Source organism: Cellulomonas humilata, assembly GCF_013359775.1.
Lineage (GTDB): Bacteria > Actinomycetota > Actinomycetes > Actinomycetales > Cellulomonadaceae > Cellulomonas > Cellulomonas humilata.
Window position 1 is genome coordinate 94,626 of sequence record NZ_JABMCI010000069.1, and the last position, 20,479, is coordinate 115,104.

Sequence of the window (20,479 nt, forward strand, 5' to 3'; positions counted from 1 at the left end):
GGGCCGCGCGTGCCGCCATCGGCGTGTCGCACTGCTGAGCGCGACCTAGGGTGGGGGTCGTGAACGGGATCGACGGGCTGATGCTCCTCCTCGCCGGCGGCCTCGGGCTGCTGACGGGGGTCTGGGCGACCCTGGCGTTCCGCTTCAGCGAGCGGTCGCAGCGCGGAGTGCCGGCGCAGCCCGAGCCCACGCTCGACGACGGTCTCGTCCGCATGCTCGCGGTCCTGCGCTCCGCGGCGGTGGTTCTCGACGACGCCGACAACGTGGTGCGAGCCAGCGCGCCGGCCCACGCGCTGGGCATCGTGCGCGACGGGCGCATCGCCCCGGCCGCGATCCGGGACCTGATCGCGCAGGTGCGCCGCGACGGGGTGATCCGCGACGAGGTGCTGGAGGTGCCCCGCGGACCCGTCGGACCCGGGGTGCTGCTCGTGCAGGTGCGCGTCGCGCAGGTCAGTGCCGAGCACCTGGTGGTGCTGGCGGAGGACCTGACGCAGGCGCGGCGGCTCGAGGCCATCCGACGCGACTTCGTGGTGAACGTCTCCCACGAGCTCAAGACCCCCGTCGGCGCCCTCGCGCTCCTCGCGGAGACGGTGCAGGACGCCGCCGACGACCCGGAGGCCGTGCGCCGGTTCGCCGGTCGCATGCAGGCGGAGGCCACCCGGCTGTCCGCGCTGGTGCACGAGATCATCGAGCTGTCGCGGCTCCAGGTGGCCGGCGCGCTCGGGCAGGTGGGCCTGGTCGACGTGGACACGGTCGTGGCCGAGGCCGTCGACCGCGCACGCACCACCGCCGAGTCCAAGAAGGTGCGCCTCGACATCGGCGGGGAGCAGGGCACGCGGGTGCTCGGCCAGCGCGACCTGCTGGTCACCGCGGTGCGCAACCTGCTGGACAACGCCGTGGCGTACTCCGGCGAGGCGTCGCACGTGGGCGTGGGGGTGCGCACGGACGGCGACCTGGTGGAGATCGCGGTGGTCGACGAGGGCATCGGCATCACCCCGGCCGAGCAGGAGCGGGTGTTCGAACGGTTCTACCGGGTGGACCCCGCGCGCTCGCGGGACACCGGCGGCACCGGGCTGGGCCTGTCGATCGTCAAGCACGTCGCGGCCGACCACGGCGGGGACGTCACGGTGTGGTCGCAGCCGGGCCGGGGGTCGACGTTCACGTTGCGCCTGCCCCGCGCGGAGGAGGAGCGGACCGGCAGCGTCACCCCGATGCCGGCCGTCGAGAACCTAGGAGCACCCGTGCGCCGGAGCGCGTCATGACCCGGATCCTGCTGGTCGAGGACGAGGAGTCCTACCGGGACCCGCTGACGTACCAGCTGGAGCGCGAGGGGTTCGACGTCGTCACCGCCGCGACCGGGCCCGAGGCGCTCGCGCGGTTCGACGAGTTCGGCGCCGACCTGGTGCTCCTCGACCTCATGCTCCCGGGCCTGCCCGGCACCGAGGTGTGCCGCCGACTGCGCCTGGTCAGCGACGTGCCGGTCATCATGCTCACGGCCAAGGACGACGAGATCGACAAGGTGGTCGGCCTGGAGCTGGGTGCCGACGACTACGTCACCAAGCCGTACTCGTCGCGCGAGCTGCTGGCCCGCGTCCGGGCCGTGCTGCGCCGCCGGGAGGTCGCGGTCGTCGCGGCGGGCGGCCCCGGGGTCCTCGCCGACGATCCCGACGACGACCAGCTCCTGGTCGCCGGCCCGGTCCGGATGGACGTCGAGCGGCACACCGTCCTGGTGCGCGACGAGATCGTCGCGTTCCCGCTCAAGGAGTTCGAGCTGCTCGAGCTGCTGCTGCGCAACGCCGGCCGCGTGCTCACCCGCGGGCAGCTGATCGACCGGATCTGGGGCTCGGACTACGTCGGCGACACCAAGACGCTCGACGTCCACGTGAAGCGCGTCCGGGCCAAGATCGAGGTCGACCCCGGCAACCCGACGCTCCTGCTCACCGTCCGGGGCCTGGGCTACAAGCTCACCGACGACGAGTAGCACCCTGCGCGAGCCGACGCCCCGCCCACCGACCCGGTGCGCGGGGCGTCGTGCTGTACCGCCATCGTTCACCTGGGGTTCACCCGCAGCCGCCCACCTGGTCACGTCGGCTTCCTACGGTCAGCATCGCCGCGCACACATCGGTGCGCACCTGATCGACAGGACGGAACACAGTGAAGCTCTCCCTCCACGGCCGGATCGGCGCGATCGCCCTCACGGGCGCCCTCGCCCTCTCCCTCGCGGCCTGCGGATCGGACGACCCGACCGGGTCCGGCGACACCACGGACGCCCCCGCGCAGACCTCGGAGCTCAGCGGTGACCTGAACGGCGCCGGCGCCACGTCGCAGGAGAAGGCCATGGACGCCTGGCGTGCCGGCTTCCAGAGCGCCAACCCCGACGTCAACATCAACTACGACCCCGTCGGCTCCGGCGGCGGTCGCACGCAGTTCCTCGACGGCTCGGTCCAGTACGCGGGGTCCGACTCCGCCCTGAAGCCGGAGGAGCTCGAGGCGGCGAAGGAGGTCTGCACCACCGAGGCCGTCGACCTGCCCCTGTACGTCAGCCCGATCGCCGTCGTGTTCAACCTCGAGGGTGTGACCGAGCTCAACATGTCGGCCGCCACGATCGCCGGGATCTTCGACGGCAAGATCACCTCGTGGGACGCACCGGAGATCGCGGCCGACAACCCCGACGCGACGCTGCCGGCCCAGCCCATCACGCCCGTGCACCGCTCGGACGAGTCGGGTACCACGGAGAACTTCACCGACTACCTGGCTGCTGCGTCCGAGGGCGCGTGGCCGTACGAGGCCGACGGCAACTGGCCCATCCCCGGTGGCGAGTCCGCTCAGGGCACCTCCGGCGTCATCCAGACGGTCCAGGGTGGCACGGGCACCATCACGTACGCGGACAACTCGGCCGCCGGTACGCTCGGCAAGGTGAGCCTGAAGGTCGGCGAGGAGTTCGTCGCACCGTCCGGTGAGGCCGCCGCCGCAGCCGTGGACGCCTCCCCTCGTGACGAGGAGCGTGCGGAGCACGACATCGTCGTCGAGATCGACCGTCAGACGACGGCCGCGGGCGCCTACCCGCTGGTCCTCGTGTCCTACAGCCTCGCGTGCCTGCAGTACCCCGACCAGGAGACCGCTGACCTGGTCAAGGGCTTCCTGAGCTACATCGCGAGCGCCGATGGTCAGGGTGCGTCGGAGGAGGCCGCGGGCTCCGCGCCCATCTCGGACGCGCTGCGCGCGGACGTGCAGGCCGCGATCGACGCGATCACCGCAGCCGCCTGACGTCCGATCCGGTGGGGGCGGAGACGCCCCCACCACCCCGCCGGTGGCGGGCCCGCCTCGGGGGGAGGACGGGCCCGCCGCCGGCGGCGCACCACCCACCACGAGCAGCAGGAGAGAAGTGACCAGCACCCAGAGCCCGCCGACGCAGGACGGTGTGCGCCCGACCAAGGACGTCGAGTCCCCGCGCCCGGGCCGCCGCCCTCGCACGCGTGTGGCCGACAAGGGCGCGAGCCGGCTGTTCCGGTGGACGGCGACGGGGGCCGGTGCCCTCATCCTCGTCCTGCTCGTCGCGGTCGCCGCCTTCCTGGTCCTGCGCGCGTTGCCGGCACTGACCACCCCGGCGGCCGAGCTGACCGAGGAGGTCTCGTGGATGGGCGAGGCGACCTCGCTCCTCGACTTCGTGGGGCCGTTGATCTTCGGCACGATCCTCGCTGCGGCCCTCGCCCTGGTCATCGCGACACCGATCGCGCTGGGTATCGCGCTGTTCACCTCGCACTACGCGCCGCGCCGGCTGGCGTCGGGCCTCGGCTACCTCGTCGATCTGCTGGCGGCCATCCCGTCGGTGGTCTACGGCCTCTGGGGCGGCCTGGTGCTCGCGCCGATGGTGAAGCCGATCTGGGCATGGCTGAACGAATACCTCGGCTTCATCCCGTTCTTCGCCGGAACCGTGTCGCCGACCGCCCGCGTGCTCATGACCGTGGGCCTGGTCCTCGCCGTGATGATCCTGCCGATCATCACGGCCGTGAGCCGCGAGGTGTTCCTGCAGACCCCGCGCCTGCACGAGGAGGCGGCCCTCGCCCTCGGCGCCACGCGCTGGGAGATGATCAGGGTCGCGGTCCTGCCGTTCGCGCGCTCGGGCATCGTGTCCGCTGCGATGCTCGGGCTCGGCCGCGCGCTGGGCGAGACGATGGCGGTCCTCATGATCCTGTCGCCCGGCTTCCTGTACTCGTTCAAGCTGCTCGAGGCAGGGCAGCAGCAGACGATCGCGGCCAACATCGCCGCGCAGTTCCCCGAGGCCAACCCCCTGGGCGTCTCGGCGCTGATCGCGACGGGCCTCGCCCTATTCGTCATCACGCTCGTCGTCAACATGGCCGCCCGCGCGATCGTCGCGCGCCGCAAGGACTTCTCGGGAGCCAACTGATGAGCGCCACGACCCTCCCCGAGGGCAACGCCGAGCTCCGTGCGCTCCTGCACCAGGTCGACAAGGGCCGGCACCGCCGGGATCGCCTGATGAAGGGGCTCATCTACGCCGCCTTCGCGCTGGCGATGCTGCCGCTGATCTCGGTCTCCTGGACCGTGCTGGTGAACGGCATCGAGCGCTTCAACGCCTACTTCCTCACGCACTCGATGCGCGGTGTGTTCGGCGGCATGGACGCCGGGGGGATCTACCACGCCATCATCGGCACCCTTGAGATCACGCTGGCTGCGACCGTCATCTCCGTGCCCATCGGCCTGCTCACCGCCATCTACCTGGTGGAGTACGGCCGCGGCTCGCTCGCGAGGTCGGTCACCTTCTTCGTCGACGTGATGACGGGCATCCCGTCGATCGTGGCCGGCCTGTTCGCCTATGCGCTGTTCGCCGTGGTCCTCGGTCCTGGCGTCCGCATGGGCATCGTCGGCGCGGTGGCCCTGAGCGTGCTGATGATCCCGGTGGTCGTGCGCTCCTGCGAGGAGATGCTGCGGCTGGTGCCCAACGAGCTGCGCGAGGCCGCTCTGGCCCTCGGCGTGCCCCGATGGCTCGTCGTCATCAAGGTGGTCCTGCGCACCTCGATCGCGGGGATCGGCACCGGGATCACGCTCGCTATCGCGCGCATCATCGGCGAGACCGCACCGCTGCTCATCACCGTCGGCGTCATCGACTCGATCAACTTCAACCTGTTCGAGGGCCGGATGATGACGCTCCCGGTCTACGTGTACCGGCAGTACTCGCAGGGTCTGGTGCCCTGCACCCCCGGCGCCACCGACTGCATCGCGACCATCAACTACGACCGGGCCTGGGCCGCAGCGCTGACGCTGATCCTCATCGTCATGCTGCTCAACCTGGTCGGCCGCCTCATCACCCGCTTCTTCGCCCCCAAGAACCTCGGCTGAAAGACACTTCCATGGCACAGCGCATCGACGTCAAGGACCTGAACATCTTCTACGGCGAGTTCAAGGCCGTGGCCGACGTGGAGATGTCGGTCGAGCCTCGCTCGGTCACCGCGTTCATCGGCCCGTCCGGCTGCGGGAAGTCGACCTTCCTGCGCACGCTGAACCGCATGCACGAGGTCATCCCCGGCGCGCACGTGCAGGGCAGCGTCGCGATGGACGGCGTGGACCTGTACGGGTCCGACATCGACCCGGTCGCGGTCCGGCGCCAGGTGGGCATGGTGTTCCAGCGCCCCAACCCGTTCCCGACGATGTCGATCGCGGAGAACGTGCTGGCCGGCATCAAGCTGAACAACAAGCGGATCTCCAAGAGCGACGCGGACGACGTGGTGGAGCAGTCGCTGCGCCACGCGAACCTGTGGAACGAGGTCAAGGACCGCCTGAACCGGCCCGGCTCCGGGCTGTCGGGGGGCCAGCAGCAGCGCCTCTGCATCGCCCGGGCGATCGCGGTCAAGCCGCAGGTGCTCCTCATGGACGAGCCGTGCTCGGCCCTGGACCCGATCTCCACGCTCGCGATCGAGGACCTCATCGCGGAGCTGAAGTCCGACTACACGATCGTGATCGTCACGCACAACATGCAGCAGGCCGCCCGCGTCTCGGACCGGACCGCGTTCTTCAACCTCGCCGCGACGGGCGAGCCGGGTCGGCTGGTGGAGATCGACGAGACGTCGACGATCTTCTCCTCGCCGCGCGTGCAGGCCACCGAGGACTACATCTCGGGCCGCTTCGGCTGAGTCGCAGGTGCATGCAGAAGGGGCCGCCGGTTCGCCGACGGCCCCTTCTGTCGTCTGATCAGCTGGACGCGGTGGGCACCGCGGAGGCGTACTCCGGGAGGGTGCCGTCGAGCACGGGCACCTGCACGTCGACCGAGCCGGCCTCGGGCGTGGACACGGTGATCGGCAGGAGGCCGCCCGGGGGGACCTCGATGGCGGGGAACGTCACCTCGGCGAACCCCTCCTCCTGCGCGCGGCCCGCGCCCAGGAGGACAGTCTCCTTCGGGCCGAGCTCGACGGTCGTCTGCTCGTCGCCGACGGCGAGCGTGACCGTGCGGTCCTCGCTGCTCTCGTTGACCAGCCCGCCCTGCAGGCTCCCGACGTCTCCCTCGGCCGCGGAGAGCACCAGGAGGTTGGACGCACGGACGTCACCGAGCGTGACGCGGACGCCGTCGGACGCCGAGTACTGGTCCTCGGTGGTCATCGGGTTGGTCGCGGAGCACCCGGCGAGCACGAGCCCCGCGACAGCGAGACCGGCGGCGAGGGCGGTTGCCCGCAGGGTGCGGGGGCGGGGCGAGGTCACGATGACTCCTCGGGGCGTCGGGCGCTGCGGGCTGATCGGCGGGTGTGTCCGTCCGGAGGCAAGCCTAGCCGCCGCACGGGGGTCCGCCCGGCCTGCGGGGCACCGGACGGAGCCTCGCACGGCGTCCGTCGCGATGGGCGGTTGACCTGCGCGGATGCCGGTAATCACGCGGCAAAATGCCAAAAACGGCGTGGTAAGATACCCCTCTGCGAAAGGGGACACCTGCAGATGACTTTCACTGTTGGGGAGACCGTTGTCTATCCGCACCACGGTGCGGCATTGATCGAAGAGATCAAGAGCAGGACCATCCGCGGCGAGGAGAAGCTGTACCTCAAGCTGAAGGTCGCTCAAGGAGATCTCACCATCGAGGTCCCGGCGGAGAACGTCGATCTGGTGGGCGTGCGCGACGTCGTGGGGCAGGAAGGTCTCGACAAGGTGTTCGAGGTCCTCCGGGCGCCCTACACCGAAGAGCCGACCAACTGGTCCCGTCGCTACAAGGCGAACCTCGAGAAGCTCGCGTCGGGCGACGTCATCAAGGTGGCGGAGGTCGTGCGCGACCTCTCGCGCCGGGACGCCGACCGCGGCCTGTCTGCGGGCGAGAAGCGCATGCTCGCCAAGGCCCGCCAGATCCTCGTCTCGGAGCTCGCACTCGCGGAGCACACCGAAGAGGAGAAGGCCGAAGCGATCCTCGACGAGGTCCTCGCGTCCTGACGCCCTCCGCCAGGTGAGCGTCGCTGCTGTCCTGACTGCCGCCGGGAGCGGCAGCAGGCTCGGTCATTCCCTCCCGAAGGCACTGGTGCCTCTGGGAGGTCAGTCGCTCGTCGTGCACGCCGCCCGCAACCTGCTGGCAGCGCGCGCGGCGGGCGACGATCGCGTCCGGGTGCTGGTGGTCACCGCGCCCGCGTTCCACCTCGCCGCCATCGAGCGCGAGCTGGCACCCTTGTCCGACCAGGTGGCGCTGCTCGTCGTCGCCGGCGGGGCCACCCGGCAGGCCTCCGTCGCCGCCGGGCTGGCCGCGCTGGTGGCGGACCCGCGCGCCGAGGGCGTCGACGTCGTGCTCGTGCACGACGCCGCACGCCCGCTGGCGCCGCCGTCCCTGGTCGCGCGCGTGGTCGAGGCGGTCCGCGAGGGACACCCCGCCGTGGTCCCGGGCCTGCCGGTCACCGACACCATCAAGCGCGTCGCGCCTCACCGGGGCGTGCACGTCGAACCCGTGCTCGAGACGGTCCCGCGTGCCGAGCTGCGCGCCGTCCAGACGCCGCAGGGGTTCACGCGTGAGCTGCTGCTGCGCGCGCACTCCGCCGGGGCCGCGCACGCCCACGACGAGGCCCTGGCCGCCTCGGACGACGCCGGCCTGGTCGAGCGGCTCGGCGAGCCCGTCTGGGTGGTCGCGGGCGACGAGCGAGCCGCCAAGATCACCACCGCGCGCGATCTGCTGATCGCCGCCCTGCCGACGGAGAGCGCCGAGTGAGCACCCTGCCCCGCACCGGGATCGGCGTCGACGTGCACGCCTACGACCCCGACCCCGCGCCGGACGCCGTCCTGCACCTGGCGGGGCTGGCGTGGCCGGGGGAGCGACCGCTCGCCGGGCACTCCGACGCGGACGTCGCCGCGCACGCCGCCGCCGACGCCCTGCTGTCCGCCGCCGGCCTGGGGGACCTGGGCTCGAACTTCGGCACGTCGGAGCCGCAGTGGGCGGGAGCCGCGGGAGCAGTCCTGCTGGGCGAGGCCGCGCGCCGGGTGCGCGAGGCGGGGTTCACCATCGGCAACGTCACGGTCCAGGTGATCGGGAACCGGCCGAAGATCGGTCAGCGGCGGGCGGAGGCCGAGGCCGCGCTGTCCGCGGCCGCGGGGGCGCCCGTGAGCGTCTCGGCCACCACGACCGACGGGCTGGGGCTCACCGGCCGCGGCGAGGGCGTCGCGGCGATCGCGACGGCACTGGTCGTCTGACGCCGGCGGGTGCTGCCCAGCAGCACGCCGCCGATCACGAGGGCGCCCCAGGCCAGCTCGGTGACCGAGGTGCGCTCGCGCAGGAGCAGCCAGGACGCGCCGATGCCCACCACGGGCACCAGCATCGAGAACGGCGCCACGGTGCTCGACGGGTGCCGGCCCATGAGCACGGTCCACAACCCGGAGCCGACGAGCGTCGCCACGACGACCGTGAAGAGCAGCCCGCCGAGCGCGAGCAGCCCCTGCGTGGAGCCCAGCCCCTGGAACGACCTGGCGATCCGCGCCGGACCTTCGACGGCCAGCGACAGGGCCAGCAGCGGCAGTGGCGGCACCACCGACATCCAGAGCATCAGCCGGAACGGCTCTCCGGGCTGCGCCTGGACGGCTCGACGGTTGCCGAGGTTGCCGATCGCCCAGCCGAGCCCGCCGCACAGGGTGAGCAGCACGGGGACCAGCGCGGCGCCCCCGTCGAGCCCCGCCCGGTGCCAGGCGATCCCGCCCAGGCCGGCGACGGCGAGCAGGATGCCGACGCCCTGCCGCGCGGTGATCCGCTCCCGCAGGAAGACCCCCGCCAGCACCACGGTGAACGGCGCCGAGGACTGGAGCACCAGCGAGGCGAGACCGGTCGGCATGCCGGACGACATCGCCAGGTAGAGGAACACGAACTGGAGGACGCCGAACCCGAGCCCGTACAGGCCGATCCAGCGCCACGGCGCGGTGGGCCGGGGGACCAGCAGCAGGGTGGGGACGGCGATGAGGGCGAATCGGAGCGCGACCAGGAAGAACGGGGGGAACTGCTCCAGCGAGAGGTGGATCGCGGGGAAGTTCAGACCCCAGCACAGGGCGACGAGCGCGGCGAGCAGGCGGTCGCGGGTGGGCATGGGTCGAGCATGCGACGAGCAGACGGTGAAGGACCAGCGAAGAGTTCTGACGTGACGATGTAGCGTCGCTGCATGGATCCTCGTGCGCTGGAGACACTCCGGACGGTCGGGACGCAGGGCGGGGTGACGGCCGCGGCGGCGGTGCTGCACCTGACGCCGTCGGCGGTGTCGCAGCAGGTGGCCCTGCTCCAGCGCGAGGTCGGGGTGCCCCTCACCGAGCGCGTCGGACGCGGTCTGCGGCTCACGCCGGCGGGGGAGGCCCTGGCGGAGGCCGGTGTGGGTGTGGCGGTGGCGCTCGAGCGGGCACGTGCCGCGTGCGACGAGTTCCTGGTCCGGCCGCAGGGGGTGGTGCGCGTGTCCGCGTTCCAGAGCGGCGCGCTGCTGCTGCTGCCGGCGCTGCTCACGCGGATGGCCGCGGTCGAGGGGATCACCGTCGAGCTCACCGACCAGGACGTCGCGCAGGACGACTTCCTGGGCCTGACCGACCGGATGGACGTCGTCGTCGCGCACCGGCCCGACGACGGCGCCGGGTGGGCGGCCGGCGGGGCCGTCCGGGTGGTGCCGCTGTTGCGCGAGCCGCTCGACGTGGCGGTCCCGCTGGACCATCCGCTGGCGCAGCGCGCCGAGGTCCGCCCGGAGGACCTCCTCGACGTGCCGTGGATCGCGGTGCACGAGGGCTTCCCCGTCGCCGAGGTGCTCGCCGCGGTCGGTGCCCGGTCCGGAGCGGCCCCGCGGATCGTGCACCGAGTGAACGACTTCCACGTGGTCCAGGCCCTCGTCGCGGCCGGTCACGGGGTGTCGCTGCTGCCGCGGTACACCTTCGGCGGCGCTCGCGGCGTGCGACTCGTCCCGCTGGCCGGTGTACGTGCGGGGCGGCGGATCGACGCGTTGCTGCGCCGGGACCGCGCCGAGCGCCTGGTGGTCCGCCGGGTGCTGGAGGAGCTGCGCGCGCTGGCTGCGGAGATCGATATCGCGTGACGACGCGGCACGCGGCTCTCGGTCTGTGACGCCTCCGAGAACCAGGGCTGGCGCCAGCCGAATTGTCCGGGTACCGTCCCCGGCGTGACACAGTCGTCTGACGCCAAGACCGAGCTGCTCCCGGTCGTGGGAGCGCTCCACCATTCCCACCTGCCCACCCGGGACAACGGCGTCCAGGCCATCCGGATCCGGGTCCGTGTCCCGCTCGACGTGCTCGAGGCCACCAGCGCCGGCCTGCGGGAGCTCGACGACCAGCACCGCCGCGAGATCACCGAGACGCCACCGCCGCTGCCGTTCTGAGCGGCCGCTACGGGATCAGGACGAGCTTGCCTGCCGAGTGCCCCGCCTGGCCGTCCCGGTGCGCCTGCGCGACCTCGGAGAGCGGATAGGTCTGGGCCACCCGGACGTCGAGGGTGCCGTCGGAGGCCAGCTCCACCAGCTGCGCCCGCGCGGCCTCGCGCACCGCGGTGCCGGGGTCCGCGCCCCGCCCGCCGCCGAGCGCCTTGATGCCCAGCTCGCCCGCGCGGCCGAAGCCCGCGATGGTCGCGATCCGCTGCCGGTCCTCGACCAGCGCGACCGACGTGTCGAGGGCCTCGTCGGTGCCGACGGCGTCGATCGCCACCGTCACCGGCCCGGTGCTCCGCACGGCCTCGTGGATCCGGTCCAGCAGGCCCTCGCCGTACGCGACGGGCATCGCGCCCAGGGTCTTGAGGTCGTCGTGGTGCCACGGGGAGGCCGTCGCGATCACCTGGGCGCCGCGCAGGATCGCCAGCTGCACGGCCATGCGGCCCACGCCGCCGGAGCCGCCGTGCACCAGCACCACGTCGCCGTCGTGGGTGCCGGTCGCGCTCAGGGTGTGCACGGCCGTGGCGCCCGCGAGCAGCAGCCCGGAGGCGGCGGGCCAGTCGAGGGTCGGCGGGCGGCGGACCGTGACCAGCTCGGACACGATGATCTGGTCCGCGTACCCGCCGCTCACGCGCCACGCGATGATCTCGTCGCCCGGCGACAGCCAGCGCACCGACGGGCCGACCGCGCTGACCACGCCCGACACCTCGTAGCCCAGCCGCATCGGCAGCTTGGCGGGGTCGGTCCCGTAGGCGCCGGCGTAGCCCTTCCAGTCGGTCGGGTTGACCCCCGCGGCCCGGACCTCGACGAGCACGTTGCCCGGACCGGGGTCGCCCGGGGCGACGTCGATCAGGCGGAGGACGTCGGGCCCGCCGTACGCAGTTGCGACGACGGCTCTGCTGGTGAGTGCCACCGGCACACTCTGCACCTGACGCGCGTCCCAGGGCCAGAGCAGCGCCGTCCCGAGGGGTGGGATCACCCCCTCGGGTGAGCGTCATGCCTCAGGCCAGGGGCAGCCACACCCGCATGGTCGACGGTCCCCGGTTCGCCCAGTCGTGGTACGGGATCAGGGGGACGTCGGCGGTCGTGCCGGCAGGCTCCGGACGTTCCCCGTACGGCCAGGCGGCGTCGTCGTGCGCGGCGATGACCATGGTCGCCAGCACCCGACCGTCCACCTCCCGCACACGGCTGAGCCGGGCGCTCTCGACGTCGGCCCCGAGGTCGACGGACTCGACGCAGAGCACCTCCGGCCCGCGCTCGACCACGACGCACCCGCGGACCGCGTCGATGCGCGGGTCGGCGCTCGAGACGCGCGGGGCCATCGGCAGGCGCAGCTCGACCACGTCGCCCGCGGCGAACGTCCGCGTGACGGCGACGGTCCCGGCAGGTGCGGGCTGCTCGCCCTCGGGCGTGACCAGCGTCGCGCCCTGCGCCCACGCGGGCACCCGCAGGGTCAGCGTCCAGGGCCGGTCCTCGGTGGTCGCGACCGTCACCCGCACGACGCCGTCGCGGGGGTACGCGGTCTCGACGTCGAGCTCGACGCGGCGGCCGTCGGCCAGGGTCGTGCGGATCCGGGACGGCGCGTACTGGTGCAGCTGGAGGCCGTCGTCGTCGGTGGTCGCCACGTAGGCGGCCAGGCTGGCCAGCGTGCGGGCGACATTGGGCGGGCAGCACGACACGGCGAACCACGGCGCCCGCAGCGACGACGACGCCCGCGGGCTCGCCACGTCGGTCGGCGGGACCGTTCCCGGCACCCGCTGGTGCAGCGTGTTCGTGTAGTAGAACTCGGTGCCGGCGTGGGACGGGGACGTGGCGACGACGTTGAACAGGGTGCGCTCGATCAGGTCGGCGTACCGCGGCAGCCCCTGCGCCAGCAGCAGCCGCCACGAGAACATCACCGACCCGACGCCCGCGCACGTCTCGGAGTACGCGCGGTCCGGGGGCAGGACGAAGTCGTCGCTGAAGGCCTCGCCCTCGTGCTGCGACCCCTGGCCCCCGGTCACGTAGGTGCGCCGGGACACGGTGTGCTCCCACTGCCGGGTCAGCGCCGCGAGCAGCTCCCCGTCGTCGGTCTCCACCGCGACGTCGACCGCCCCGGCGGCCAGGTAGTTGGCCCGCACGGCGTGCCCGCGCAGCACGGTCGCCTGCCGGACCGGGACGTCGTCCTGGTAGTACGCGCGGCCCAGCTCGATGTCCGCGAGCGTCCCCGTGCCGCGGCGCTCGACGAACAGCGCGGCCTGCTCGACGTAGCGGCGGTCGCCGGTGGCCCGGCCCAGCTCGGCCAGCGCCGGCTCGATCTCGGCGTGCCCGCACACGGACTCGATCCCGCCCGGGCCGAACGTCTCGACCACGTGGTCGGCCGCGCGGCGGGCGATCGCCAGCAGGCCGTCGTCCGCGTCGGGACGCGTCCGCGCCCGGGCGACCGCGGCCTGGAACAGGTGGCCGTAGCAGTACAGCTCGTGGCCCCACTCCAGGTCGCTGTACCGCGGGCGCTGACCCGTCCGGCCGAACATGGTGTTGAGGTAGCCGTCGGGCTCCTGCGCGGCCCCGATGCGTCCGACGAGCGCCCGGAAGCGACCGTCCAGGTCGGCGTCGTCGGTGCGGCCGATCTCCCACGCCATGGCCTCGAGCAGCTTGTAGACCTCCGAGTCGGAGAACTCCCGGCCGCCGCGGTCCAGCGGCAGCGTGCCGGCCACCGCCCGGTCGAAGTTGCCGATCCAGCCCTCCCGCTCCATCCAGTGCTCGATGTGCCCGAGGCTCGCGGTCGCGTTGACGGCCTGCCGCTGCGCCCAGAACCCGCCCGTGATCTCCACCTCGCGCAGGCCCAGCGGGCGCAGGGTGCCGCGGGACGGGGCGACGGGGGTGGCGGCGGTCGTGGTGGTGGTGGTCATCGTCATCCCTTGAGCGCACCCGACATGAAGCCGCGCACGTAGTGTCGTTGGAGCAGGAGGAAGAGCACGATGCAGGGCAGCGCCAGCACGACGACGCCCGCCTCGGTGGCGCCGTAGTCGACGACGCCCTGCACCTGCACGCGCAGGTTGGCCACCGCGAGCGGGAGCGTCAGCTTGTTGGAGTCGTTGATGAGGATCAGCGGTGCGAAGAAGTCGTTCCAGGCGGCCAGGAACGCGAACAGCCCGACGGTGATCAGGCCGGGTCGGACCGCGGGCAGCAGCACCCGCCACAGCGCGGAGAACGACGAGCAGCCGTCCACCATCGCGGCCTCGTCCAGCTCCCGCGGCACCGACTCGAACGAGATGCGCATCATGAAGGTGGAGAACGGCAGCTGGAACATGGTGAGCACGAGGGCCACGCCCACCAGCGAGTTCTGCAGGCCGAGCGTGTTGAGCAGCACGTAGAGCGGGATCAGCAGGGTGGCGTACGGGACCATGAGGATGGCCAGCGTGAGCATGAACAGCGCGTTGCGGCCGGGGAACCGGAACCGCGCGAACGCGTAGCCACCCAGCGTCGAGATGGCGAGCGTGAGGATCACGCACAGCCCGGAGACGATCACGGAGTTGGCGAGGTACTGCCAGATGCCGGCCTGGTAGTGGGCGAGCGTGACGTAGTTGCCGAAGCCCCAGCCGTCGACCTGACCCGTTCCCGGCTTCGGCGACACCGAGGCCACCGACGTCCAGACCAGCGGGAACAGGAAGATCACAGCGAGCGCGCCGGAGAACACCCAGAACGGCGTGCGCAGAGCCAGGCCGGCGATCGTGGTCGGCGGGGCCGACCGGCGGGCCGGCTGGCTGAGCGGGAGGTCCGCGTCGGGGTGGTGCTGCACGGTGGCGATGGTCATCGTCGGCCTCTCAGCTCTCGTCCGAGCCGCGGAACGCGCGGAGCTGGACGACGTTGATGACCACGAGCGCGGCCAGGACGAGCACGGAGAGCGCCGCGGCGACGCCCAGGTCGTTCTGGCCCTGGAACGCGACCGAGTAGATGAGCTGGACCACGGTGATCGTGCTGTTGTCCGGGCCGCCCTTGGTGAGGATGTAGAACTGCTCGAACGCCAGCAGCGACCCCGTGACGCACAGGATCGTGGTCAGCGCGAGGGTGGGCTTGAGCAGCGGGATCGTGATCTTGCTGAACGTGTGCCACCGGTTGGCGCCGTCCATGCGCGCGGCCTCGTAGATGTCTCCGGGGATGGACTGGAGCCCGACGAGCATGAGCAGCATGTAGAACCCGGCGTACCGCCACACGATGAGGAACAGGGTCGAGGCCAGTGCCGCGTCGGGCGAGCCGAGGAAGCTCCAGCCCATCCGCTCCATGAAGGGCGCCAGCGGCCCGGCCAGCGGGGAGTACAGCACGTAGAAGAGCAGCGACGCCGACGCCAGGCCGAGCGCGCTGGGCACCAGGAACGACGTCCGCAGCAGGCCCTTCCACCGCGACGACTCCTGCACCATCAGCGCCAGCCCGAGGCCGAACGCGATCAGCAGGACGGTCGCCAGGACCGTGTACTTCAGTGTGAAGACCACGGAGTCGACGAAGAACCGGTTGTCGACCGCGGCGGTGAAGTTGTCGGGGAAGTTGATCCCCTGGTCGCCCGACAGCAGCGGCCAGTCCGACGCGCTCATCCGGAACACGAGGCCCAGCGGCACCACGAACAGGACGAGGACGAACAGCGCGGTCGGTGACGCGTAGGCCCAGCCGCGCAGGCGGTGGCCGTTCGTGCGTCTGCGGGTGGGGGGTGGTGCCGTGGTGGTGGCCGTCTGGACGGTCATCGGGTGCCTCTCGAGCGGGGTTCAGGGGCGGGAGGGGTGGGGTGCCGCCGTGCCCAGCGGCACCCCACCGCGGGCGCTACTGCCCGAGCACCGCCGTGATCTCGTCGTTGTCCGCGTCGATGTTCGCGCCGTCGCCGAGGACTGCGTCGCGCACCAGGGTCAGCCAGGGGCTGCTGGGTGCGTTGAACGCCTGCTGGAAGTTGAGCGCGACGGGGGTGTCGCCCTGCCCGGCCACCTCGTTGATCGTGATCAGGCGGGGGTCCTTGGACGAGTACTCGTTGTCCGCCAGGTCGCCGCGCGAGACCACGTCGTTGTTCTTGGCCAGCACGCCCACCTGCGCGTCCTCGGACATCATCCAGGACAGGAAGTTCCAGGCCTGGGCCGCGTTCTCCGAGTCCTTGGAGACGCCGATGCCGTCACCGCCGACGAACGTCGAGGCGCCGCCCTCCGGTCCGGGGATGCCGGCGACGCCGACGTCGAACCCGGTGGTCGACGACAGCAGCGTGGCCGGGTAGAACATCAGCCCGACCTTGCCCTCGGTGAACCCTGCGGTCCACGTCGGTCCCGCCTCGTCCTCCGAGGACGGGAGCACCGCACCGGAGTCCCACAGGTCCTTCCACGTGGAGTAGACGGTCTTGGCGGTGTCGCTGTTCAGCAGCGACTCGGTGCCGTCCTCGCTCATCACCTGCTCGCCGTCGGCCCAGACCGACGGGAACCAGGTGAACACCAGGCAGCCGCCGCAGTTCAGGCCGGTCGCCGTGCCGTAGGTGTCGGGCTTGTTCAGCGCCTGGACCGCCTTGGCCGCCTCGGCGTACTCGGTGAGGTTGGCCGGCGCCTTCTCCGGGTCGAGCCCGGCCTCGGCGAACAGGTCCTTGTTCCAGAACAGCATCGACAGGTCCAGCACGAAGGGCAGCACGTGCTCCTTGCCGTCGACGGTCCCGGCCGAGAGGTGCCCCTGGTTGATCTCGTCCTTGAACTCCAGGCCGTCGATCTGCGCGGTCAGGTCCTGGAACAGGCCCTGCTCGACCCAGTTGGGCACGTAGACGATGTCCGCGGCGAACAGGTCGGGCAGGCCGTCCGAGCCCGCAGCGGCGCCGACCTTGGCGACGTAGTCGTCGTTGGGCACGACCGTCAGCTCGACCTGGTTCTCGTGCGTGTCGTTGTAGGCCGCGACCAGCAGCTTGGCCTGCTTCTCCAGGGGTGCGCGGGTCCAGAGCGTGAGCGTGGTGCCGTCGTCGGTGCCGTCGGGGCCCGCACTGACCGCGGGCCCGTCCTCGCCTCCGTCGTCGGCGCTGCTGCACGCCGCCAGACCGACCAGCAGGCCGGCCGTCACGATCCCGGCGGCCAGACGGGCCGACCGGGTGCGGGTGATCCTCATGGGCATCTCCTCGTGCTCTTCGTCGAGCGGGTGCCGTCATCGGCACCTCGGGGGGGATCTCTTGCAAGGCGAAACCCTTGTCGGCCAGCGAGTTCGAGGCGGCGGAGCTGGCGGCTCGTCGGCGAGCCGGCGACGCCATGACGTGCACGTCCAGCAGCTGCGCGACGGACCGACCGATTCCCGAAACTCACCGAAAAGGTTTTCTGAACATAGCCAGGCTGGGCTGGCGCGTCAACGGGGTTCGGCAGTTACAGTTCGATCACGAACGGCTCGAGGACGCGCGAGGAGGTAGCCGGTGGCACGCGCCGAACCTGCCCGCGCAGTGACGCTCTCTGACGTCGCACGCCTCGCCGGCGTCTCCGTGGCGACCGCCTCCAAGGCCCTGAACGGCCGCGACCAGGTGAAGGACAGCACGCGCCAGCGCGTCGTCGAGGCCGCCGACCAGCTGTCGTTCAGCCCCAACCCGCTCGCCCGCGGCCTGCTCGCCGGGCGCACCGGCACGGTCGGCCTGCTCACCAGCGACCTCGAGGGCCGGTTCGTCATCCCCATCCTCATGGGCGCGGAGGACGCGTTCGGCGCCGGCCAGGTCAACGTGTTCCTCTGCGACGCCCGCGGCGACACCATCCGCGAGCAGTACCACCTGCGCGCGCTGCTCAGCCGCCGCGTGGACGGGCTGATCGTCGTCGGCCGGCAGACCGACCCCCGACCGTCGCTCGGGCACGACATCCCGGTCCCGGTGGTCTACGCCTACGCACCGTCCGACGACCCCGCCGACCTGTCGATCACGCCGGACAACGTGAGCGCCGGGCGGCTCGCGGTCGAGCACCTGGTGGCCTGCGGGCGCACGCGCATCGCGCACATCACCGGCGAGCACGCCTACGCGGCCGCCCGCGACCGGGCCGAGGGGGTGCAGGCGGCCCTGCACGCCGCGGGTCTCGAGCTGGTCGGTGACGTCATGTACAGCGAGTGGTCGGAGCGGTGGGGGCGCGACGCCGCCGCGGTGCTGCTGACCCGGCACCCCGAGATCGACGCGGTGCTCTGCGGCTCCGACCAGATCTCCCGCGGGGCGCTCGACACCGCCCGTGACCTCGGCAGGACGGTCCCCGACGACGTCGCGGTGATGGGCTTCGACAACTGGGAGGTGCTGACCACCAACGCCCGCCCGGAGCTGACCAGCATCGACGCCAACCTCCAGCAGCTCGGTCGCACCGCCGCGCAGCGGGTGTTCGCCGCGCTCGACGGCGTGGACATCGGCTCGGGCACCGAGTACGTCGCGGGCCGCCTGGTGATCCGCGGCTCCACGGTCGCGCGACGCTAGGCCGCCCGGGAGGTGGGCGGGCGGGAGCGGCCGAGCAGCCGGTCGAGGTACCTGTTGCTGAAGACCCCGTCCGGGTCGGCCTCCGCGCGGACGCGCTGGGCGTCGGCGAAGCGGGGGTAGAGCTCGCCGAGCCGGTCGGCCTCCAGCCAGTGCATCTTCCCCCAGTGGGGGCGGCCGCCCACCTGGGCGACGATCCGCTCGACCGCGGCGAAGTACCGCGCGAAGGGCAGGCGCAGGTACTGGTGCACCGCGACGTACGCCGTCTCGCGCCCGTACGCCGTCGAGAGCCAGAGGTCGTCCTCGGCGGCGAACCGCACCTCCACCGGGAACGGCACGCGCTCGCCGCTGGACTCGATCCAGGCGTCGATCTCGCGCAGCACGGCCACCAGGTCCTCGCGCGGGACCGCGTACTCCATCTCGCGGAACCGGACGCGCCGCGGGGAGACGAAGACCTCCGCGGACGGCGCGGTGTACCGCCGCGAGGACAGGGCGCGGGCGGCGAACTCGTTGATCGACGCGGTGGTCGACGGGGCCAGGGTGGCGATGCCGTTGGCCACCGAGAACAGGGCGTTGGACAGCAGCTCGTCGTCGACCCACCCCCGCACCGGGTGCAGCGGGCGCACCACGTCGTCGGGGACGCGGTTGTTGCGCTTGGTGAGCGCCCGCCGGGTGTGCGGGAACCAGTAGAACTCGAAGTGGTCGTTGCCCTCGACGAGGCCGTCGCTCCCGTCCAGCTGGTCCAGCACGTCCTCCAGCGGCCAGGGCTCCTCGCGGGCCTCCAGGCGGTACGCGGGCACCACCTCGAGGGTGACCGCCGCGAGCACGCCGACGCTGCCGAGGCCCAGGCGGGCCAGCTCGAACAGCTCGGGCTGCTGCGTGGCGGAGACCTCGACGACGTCCCCCGACGCGGTCACCAGGCGGGCGCCGACCACCTGCGTGGCCAGCCCGCCCAGCCGGGCGCCCGTGCCGTGCGTACCCGTCGAGACGGCCCCCGCGATGGACTGCTTGTCGATGTCCCCGAGGTTGCGCATGGCCAGGCCCTGCTCGGCCAGGTGGGCGTTCAGGGCGTGCAGGCGGATCCCTGCGCCGACGGTGACGTGGGTCGTGCCGTCGGGCTGGCCCGCGACACGCTCGAACGCGTCCAACGAGTCGAGGCGGATCTGGACGCCTTCGGTGACGGCGACGGGGGTGAAAGAGTGCCCGCCGCCCACGGCCCGGACCTGGAGCCCGTCGCGAGCCCCCCGGCGAACCGTCGAGACGAGTTCGCCCAGGTCACGGGGGTGCTGCACGCGGCAGGGCGTGGCGCTCGCGGTGCGCGCCCAGTTCTGCCAGGTGCCAGCAGGCGACGATCGTCCCATAATGGTGAACCATCGTCCTGGTCGAATGTCCAAGTCAAGTGCGCAAAGTCCTTGACTATCGTGACAACCGACATTGAACTGTGTGGTGGGGGAGGCATTGGCCTCGTCCGCCGGTCGGGGGTGGCCGGTGGGGCCGTCGCCAGAGGGAGGGGACCCTGACATGAACCGCTTGCCTGTGGCCGAGAGGCGTGAGCAGCTCATCGAGGCTGCGCTCGCCGTCGCGAGCCGGGACGGCATCGACGCCGCCACCGTGCGCGCCGTCGCCGCCGAGGCGGGCGTGTCCCTCGGGGTCGTCCACTACTGCTTCCAGGACAAGGACGAGCTGCTGCGCGCGATGGCCCACGCCATCACGTCCGCCAACCTCGAGCGGAGCCTCGGCGACCTCCCCGAGCAGGGTGACGACCCCCAGACCGTGATCGAGGGGGTCCTGGACGCCCTCTGGGCGGGCATCCGGGAGTCCCGCGGCCCGCAGCTGCTCAGCTACGAGCTGACCACGTCGTCGCTGCGCCACTCCGAGCTCAACCAGGTCGCCATCGAGCAGTACCGGGGTCAGTGGGCCGCCGCCGAGCAGGTGCTGGACCTCGTCGAGCGCACCGCCCACGTCGGCTGGTCGGTCCCGCGGGGGGACATCGCGCGCACCGTGGTCGCCGTCATCGACGGCTACTCCCTGGCATGGCTCGTGGACGGGGACAGCGACGCGGCGCGCGCGGGCCTGCTGTCCTTCGGCCGGTACCTGTCCACCATGGCGGTGCCCGTCGCGCTCGAGCCGGTCGGTGTCGACGTCCTCGGATCCGGCGACACCGCCGCGACCCCGGCGTGACGCCTCCTTCCTCGGGCGGGTC

20 protein-coding genes and 1 pseudogene are annotated in these 20,479 nt (G+C 72.2%); 13 read left to right on the forward strand and 8 right to left on the reverse strand.

Translation table 11 applies throughout. The features are described 5' to 3' along the window. Positions 1-59: 59 nt before the first annotated feature. From HP550_RS16595 to pstB, 6 genes are all read left to right on the forward strand, one after another. Positions 60-1,262, forward strand: coding sequence for an ATP-binding protein (locus HP550_RS16595; RefSeq protein ID WP_175348792.1), 1,203 nt, complete (start codon positions 60-62; stop codon positions 1,260-1,262). Then, positions 1,259-1,981: a response regulator transcription factor gene (locus tag HP550_RS16600; protein ID WP_175348793.1), complete on the forward strand. Its 723-nt coding sequence runs from the start codon at positions 1,259-1,261 to the stop codon at positions 1,979-1,981. Before HP550_RS16595 ends, HP550_RS16600 begins: the two co-directional genes overlap by 4 nt. Before the next feature lie 173 nt (positions 1,982-2,154). Continuing rightward, a complete protein-coding gene (gene pstS / locus HP550_RS16605; RefSeq protein WP_175348794.1) occupies positions 2,155-3,267 on the forward strand; it encodes a phosphate ABC transporter substrate-binding protein PstS in 1,113 nt (370 codons plus the stop codon). Positions 3,268-3,385: 118 nt separating this feature from the next. After that, positions 3,386-4,408 (forward strand): phosphate ABC transporter permease subunit PstC, encoded by a 1,023-nt coding sequence (gene pstC, locus HP550_RS16610; RefSeq protein WP_175348795.1) that lies wholly within the window; start codon positions 3,386-3,388, stop codon positions 4,406-4,408. Further along, positions 4,408-5,358 carry a phosphate ABC transporter permease PstA gene (pstA, locus tag HP550_RS16615; protein WP_175348796.1) on the forward strand — a complete coding sequence of 317 codons (951 nt, stop codon included), beginning with the start codon at positions 4,408-4,410 and terminating at the stop codon, positions 5,356-5,358. The genes pstC and pstA overlap by 1 nt, the downstream gene beginning before the upstream one ends. Positions 5,359-5,369: 11 nt before the next feature. After that, positions 5,370-6,149 carry a phosphate ABC transporter ATP-binding protein PstB gene (pstB, locus tag HP550_RS16620; RefSeq protein ID WP_056085724.1) on the forward strand — a complete coding sequence of 260 codons (780 nt, stop codon included), beginning with the start codon at positions 5,370-5,372 and terminating at the stop codon, positions 6,147-6,149. 58 nt (positions 6,150-6,207) lie between these two features. Here the strand turns inward: pstB and HP550_RS16625 are convergent, their stop codons facing one another. Next, positions 6,208-6,711 (reverse strand): hypothetical protein, encoded by a 504-nt coding sequence (locus tag HP550_RS16625; RefSeq protein WP_175348797.1) that lies wholly within the window; start codon positions 6,709-6,711, stop codon positions 6,208-6,210. 228 nt (positions 6,712-6,939) lie between these two features. Here HP550_RS16625 and HP550_RS16630 point away from each other — a divergent pair, with 228 nt between their 5' ends. The 3 genes and pseudogenes from HP550_RS16630 to HP550_RS16640 all read left to right on the forward strand — a co-directional run. After that, positions 6,940-7,422, forward strand: coding sequence for a CarD family transcriptional regulator (locus HP550_RS16630; RefSeq protein ID WP_175348798.1), 483 nt, complete (start codon positions 6,940-6,942; stop codon positions 7,420-7,422). A 13-nt stretch (positions 7,423-7,435) separates the two neighbouring features. Beyond that, entirely contained in the window at positions 7,436-8,182 is a 747-nt protein-coding gene (gene ispD / locus HP550_RS16635) for a 2-C-methyl-D-erythritol 4-phosphate cytidylyltransferase (RefSeq protein WP_175348799.1), read from the forward strand. Positions 8,183-8,214: 32 nt separating this feature from the next. Continuing rightward, a pseudogene (locus HP550_RS16640) lies at positions 8,215-8,598 on the forward strand (2-C-methyl-D-erythritol 2,4-cyclodiphosphate synthase); the annotation flags it as partial. Here the strand turns inward: HP550_RS16640 and HP550_RS16645 are convergent. Then, a complete protein-coding gene (locus tag HP550_RS16645) occupies positions 8,520-9,542 on the reverse strand; it encodes an EamA family transporter (protein WP_425484458.1) in 1,023 nt (340 codons plus the stop codon). The pseudogene HP550_RS16640 and the gene HP550_RS16645 sit on opposite strands and share 79 nt — an antisense overlap. A gap of 72 nt (positions 9,543-9,614) precedes the next feature. Here HP550_RS16645 and HP550_RS16650 point away from each other — a divergent pair, with 72 nt between their 5' ends. Further along, positions 9,615-10,520 (forward strand): LysR family transcriptional regulator, encoded by a 906-nt coding sequence (locus HP550_RS16650; RefSeq protein WP_175348801.1) that lies wholly within the window; start codon positions 9,615-9,617, stop codon positions 10,518-10,520. An 84-nt stretch (positions 10,521-10,604) separates the two neighbouring features. After that, complete coding sequence (locus tag HP550_RS16655) at positions 10,605-10,820, forward strand: hypothetical protein (protein ID WP_175348802.1); 216 nt, start codon at positions 10,605-10,607, stop codon at positions 10,818-10,820. Between the two features lie 7 nt (positions 10,821-10,827). Here the strand turns inward: HP550_RS16655 and HP550_RS16660 are convergent, their stop codons facing one another. The 5 genes from HP550_RS16660 to HP550_RS16680 form a co-directional block, all read right to left on the reverse strand. After that, positions 10,828-11,778: an alcohol dehydrogenase catalytic domain-containing protein gene (locus HP550_RS16660; RefSeq protein WP_175348803.1), complete on the reverse strand. Its 951-nt coding sequence runs from the start codon at positions 11,776-11,778 to the stop codon at positions 10,828-10,830. Positions 11,779-11,866: 88 nt separating this feature from the next. Then, positions 11,867-13,762 carry a glycoside hydrolase family 127 protein gene (locus HP550_RS16665; RefSeq protein WP_175348804.1) on the reverse strand — a complete coding sequence of 632 codons (1,896 nt, stop codon included), beginning with the start codon at positions 13,760-13,762 and terminating at the stop codon, positions 11,867-11,869. After that, positions 13,759-14,661, reverse strand: coding sequence for a carbohydrate ABC transporter permease (locus tag HP550_RS16670; protein ID WP_175348805.1), 903 nt, complete (start codon positions 14,659-14,661; stop codon positions 13,759-13,761). Before HP550_RS16670 ends, HP550_RS16665 begins: the two co-directional genes overlap by 4 nt. 10 nt (positions 14,662-14,671) lie before the next feature. Beyond that, positions 14,672-15,583, reverse strand: a complete 912-nt coding sequence (locus HP550_RS16675) for a carbohydrate ABC transporter permease (RefSeq protein ID WP_175348806.1) — start codon at positions 15,581-15,583, stop codon at positions 14,672-14,674. A gap of 76 nt (positions 15,584-15,659) precedes the next feature. After that, entirely contained in the window at positions 15,660-16,961 is a 1,302-nt protein-coding gene (locus tag HP550_RS16680) for an ABC transporter substrate-binding protein (protein WP_175348807.1), read from the reverse strand. Between the two features lie 295 nt (positions 16,962-17,256). On the opposite strand from HP550_RS16680, the gene HP550_RS16685 reads away from it, so the two are divergent. Next, positions 17,257-18,279, forward strand: coding sequence for a substrate-binding domain-containing protein (locus tag HP550_RS16685; protein ID WP_175348808.1), 1,023 nt, complete (start codon positions 17,257-17,259; stop codon positions 18,277-18,279). On the opposite strand, the gene HP550_RS16690 is transcribed toward HP550_RS16685, so the two are convergent. Further along, on the reverse strand, positions 18,276-19,637 hold the full coding sequence (locus HP550_RS16690) for a D-arabinono-1,4-lactone oxidase (RefSeq protein WP_175348809.1): 1,362 nt from the start codon (positions 19,635-19,637) through the stop codon (positions 18,276-18,278). The two genes, HP550_RS16685 and HP550_RS16690, sit on opposite strands and share 4 nt — an antisense overlap. Positions 19,638-19,797: 160 nt before the next feature. Here HP550_RS16690 and HP550_RS16695 point away from each other — a divergent pair, with 160 nt between their 5' ends. Next, the gene (locus HP550_RS16695; protein WP_175348810.1) at positions 19,798-20,457 is read left to right on the forward strand and encodes a TetR/AcrR family transcriptional regulator; all 660 of its coding nucleotides are present in this window, start codon (positions 19,798-19,800) and stop codon (positions 20,455-20,457) included. The last annotated feature ends 22 nt before the right edge of the window (positions 20,458-20,479 follow it).

What these genes read in the sequence shown, in the direction of transcription:
- HP550_RS16680 (WP_175348807.1), bottom strand. Translation starts at nt 16,961, where the DNA reads ATGAGGATCACCCGCACCCGGTCGGCCCGTCTGGCCGCCGGGATCGTG.
- HP550_RS16600 (WP_175348793.1), top strand. Translation starts at nt 1,259, where the DNA reads ATGACCCGGATCCTGCTGGTCGAGGACGAGGAGTCCTACCGGGACCCG.
- HP550_RS16630 (WP_175348798.1), top strand. Translation starts at nt 6,940, where the DNA reads ATGACTTTCACTGTTGGGGAGACCGTTGTCTATCCGCACCACGGTGCG.
- HP550_RS16645 (WP_425484458.1), bottom strand. Translation starts at nt 9,542, where the DNA reads ATGCCCACCCGCGACCGCCTGCTCGCCGCGCTCGTCGCCCTGTGCTGG.
- HP550_RS16695 (WP_175348810.1), top strand. Translation starts at nt 19,798, where the DNA reads ATGAACCGCTTGCCTGTGGCCGAGAGGCGTGAGCAGCTCATCGAGGCT.
- HP550_RS16650 (WP_175348801.1), top strand. Translation starts at nt 9,615, where the DNA reads ATGGATCCTCGTGCGCTGGAGACACTCCGGACGGTCGGGACGCAGGGC.
- HP550_RS16665 (WP_175348804.1), bottom strand. Translation starts at nt 13,762, where the DNA reads ATGACGATGACCACCACCACCACGACCGCCGCCACCCCCGTCGCCCCG.
- pstB (WP_056085724.1), top strand. Translation starts at nt 5,370, where the DNA reads ATGGCACAGCGCATCGACGTCAAGGACCTGAACATCTTCTACGGCGAG.
- HP550_RS16675 (WP_175348806.1), bottom strand. Translation starts at nt 15,583, where the DNA reads ATGACCGTCCAGACGGCCACCACCACGGCACCACCCCCCACCCGCAGA.
- pstA (WP_175348796.1), top strand. Translation starts at nt 4,408, where the DNA reads ATGAGCGCCACGACCCTCCCCGAGGGCAACGCCGAGCTCCGTGCGCTC.
- HP550_RS16690 (WP_175348809.1), bottom strand. Translation starts at nt 19,637, where the DNA reads ATGGGACGATCGTCGCCTGCTGGCACCTGGCAGAACTGGGCGCGCACC.
- HP550_RS16670 (WP_175348805.1), bottom strand. Translation starts at nt 14,661, where the DNA reads ATGACCATCGCCACCGTGCAGCACCACCCCGACGCGGACCTCCCGCTC.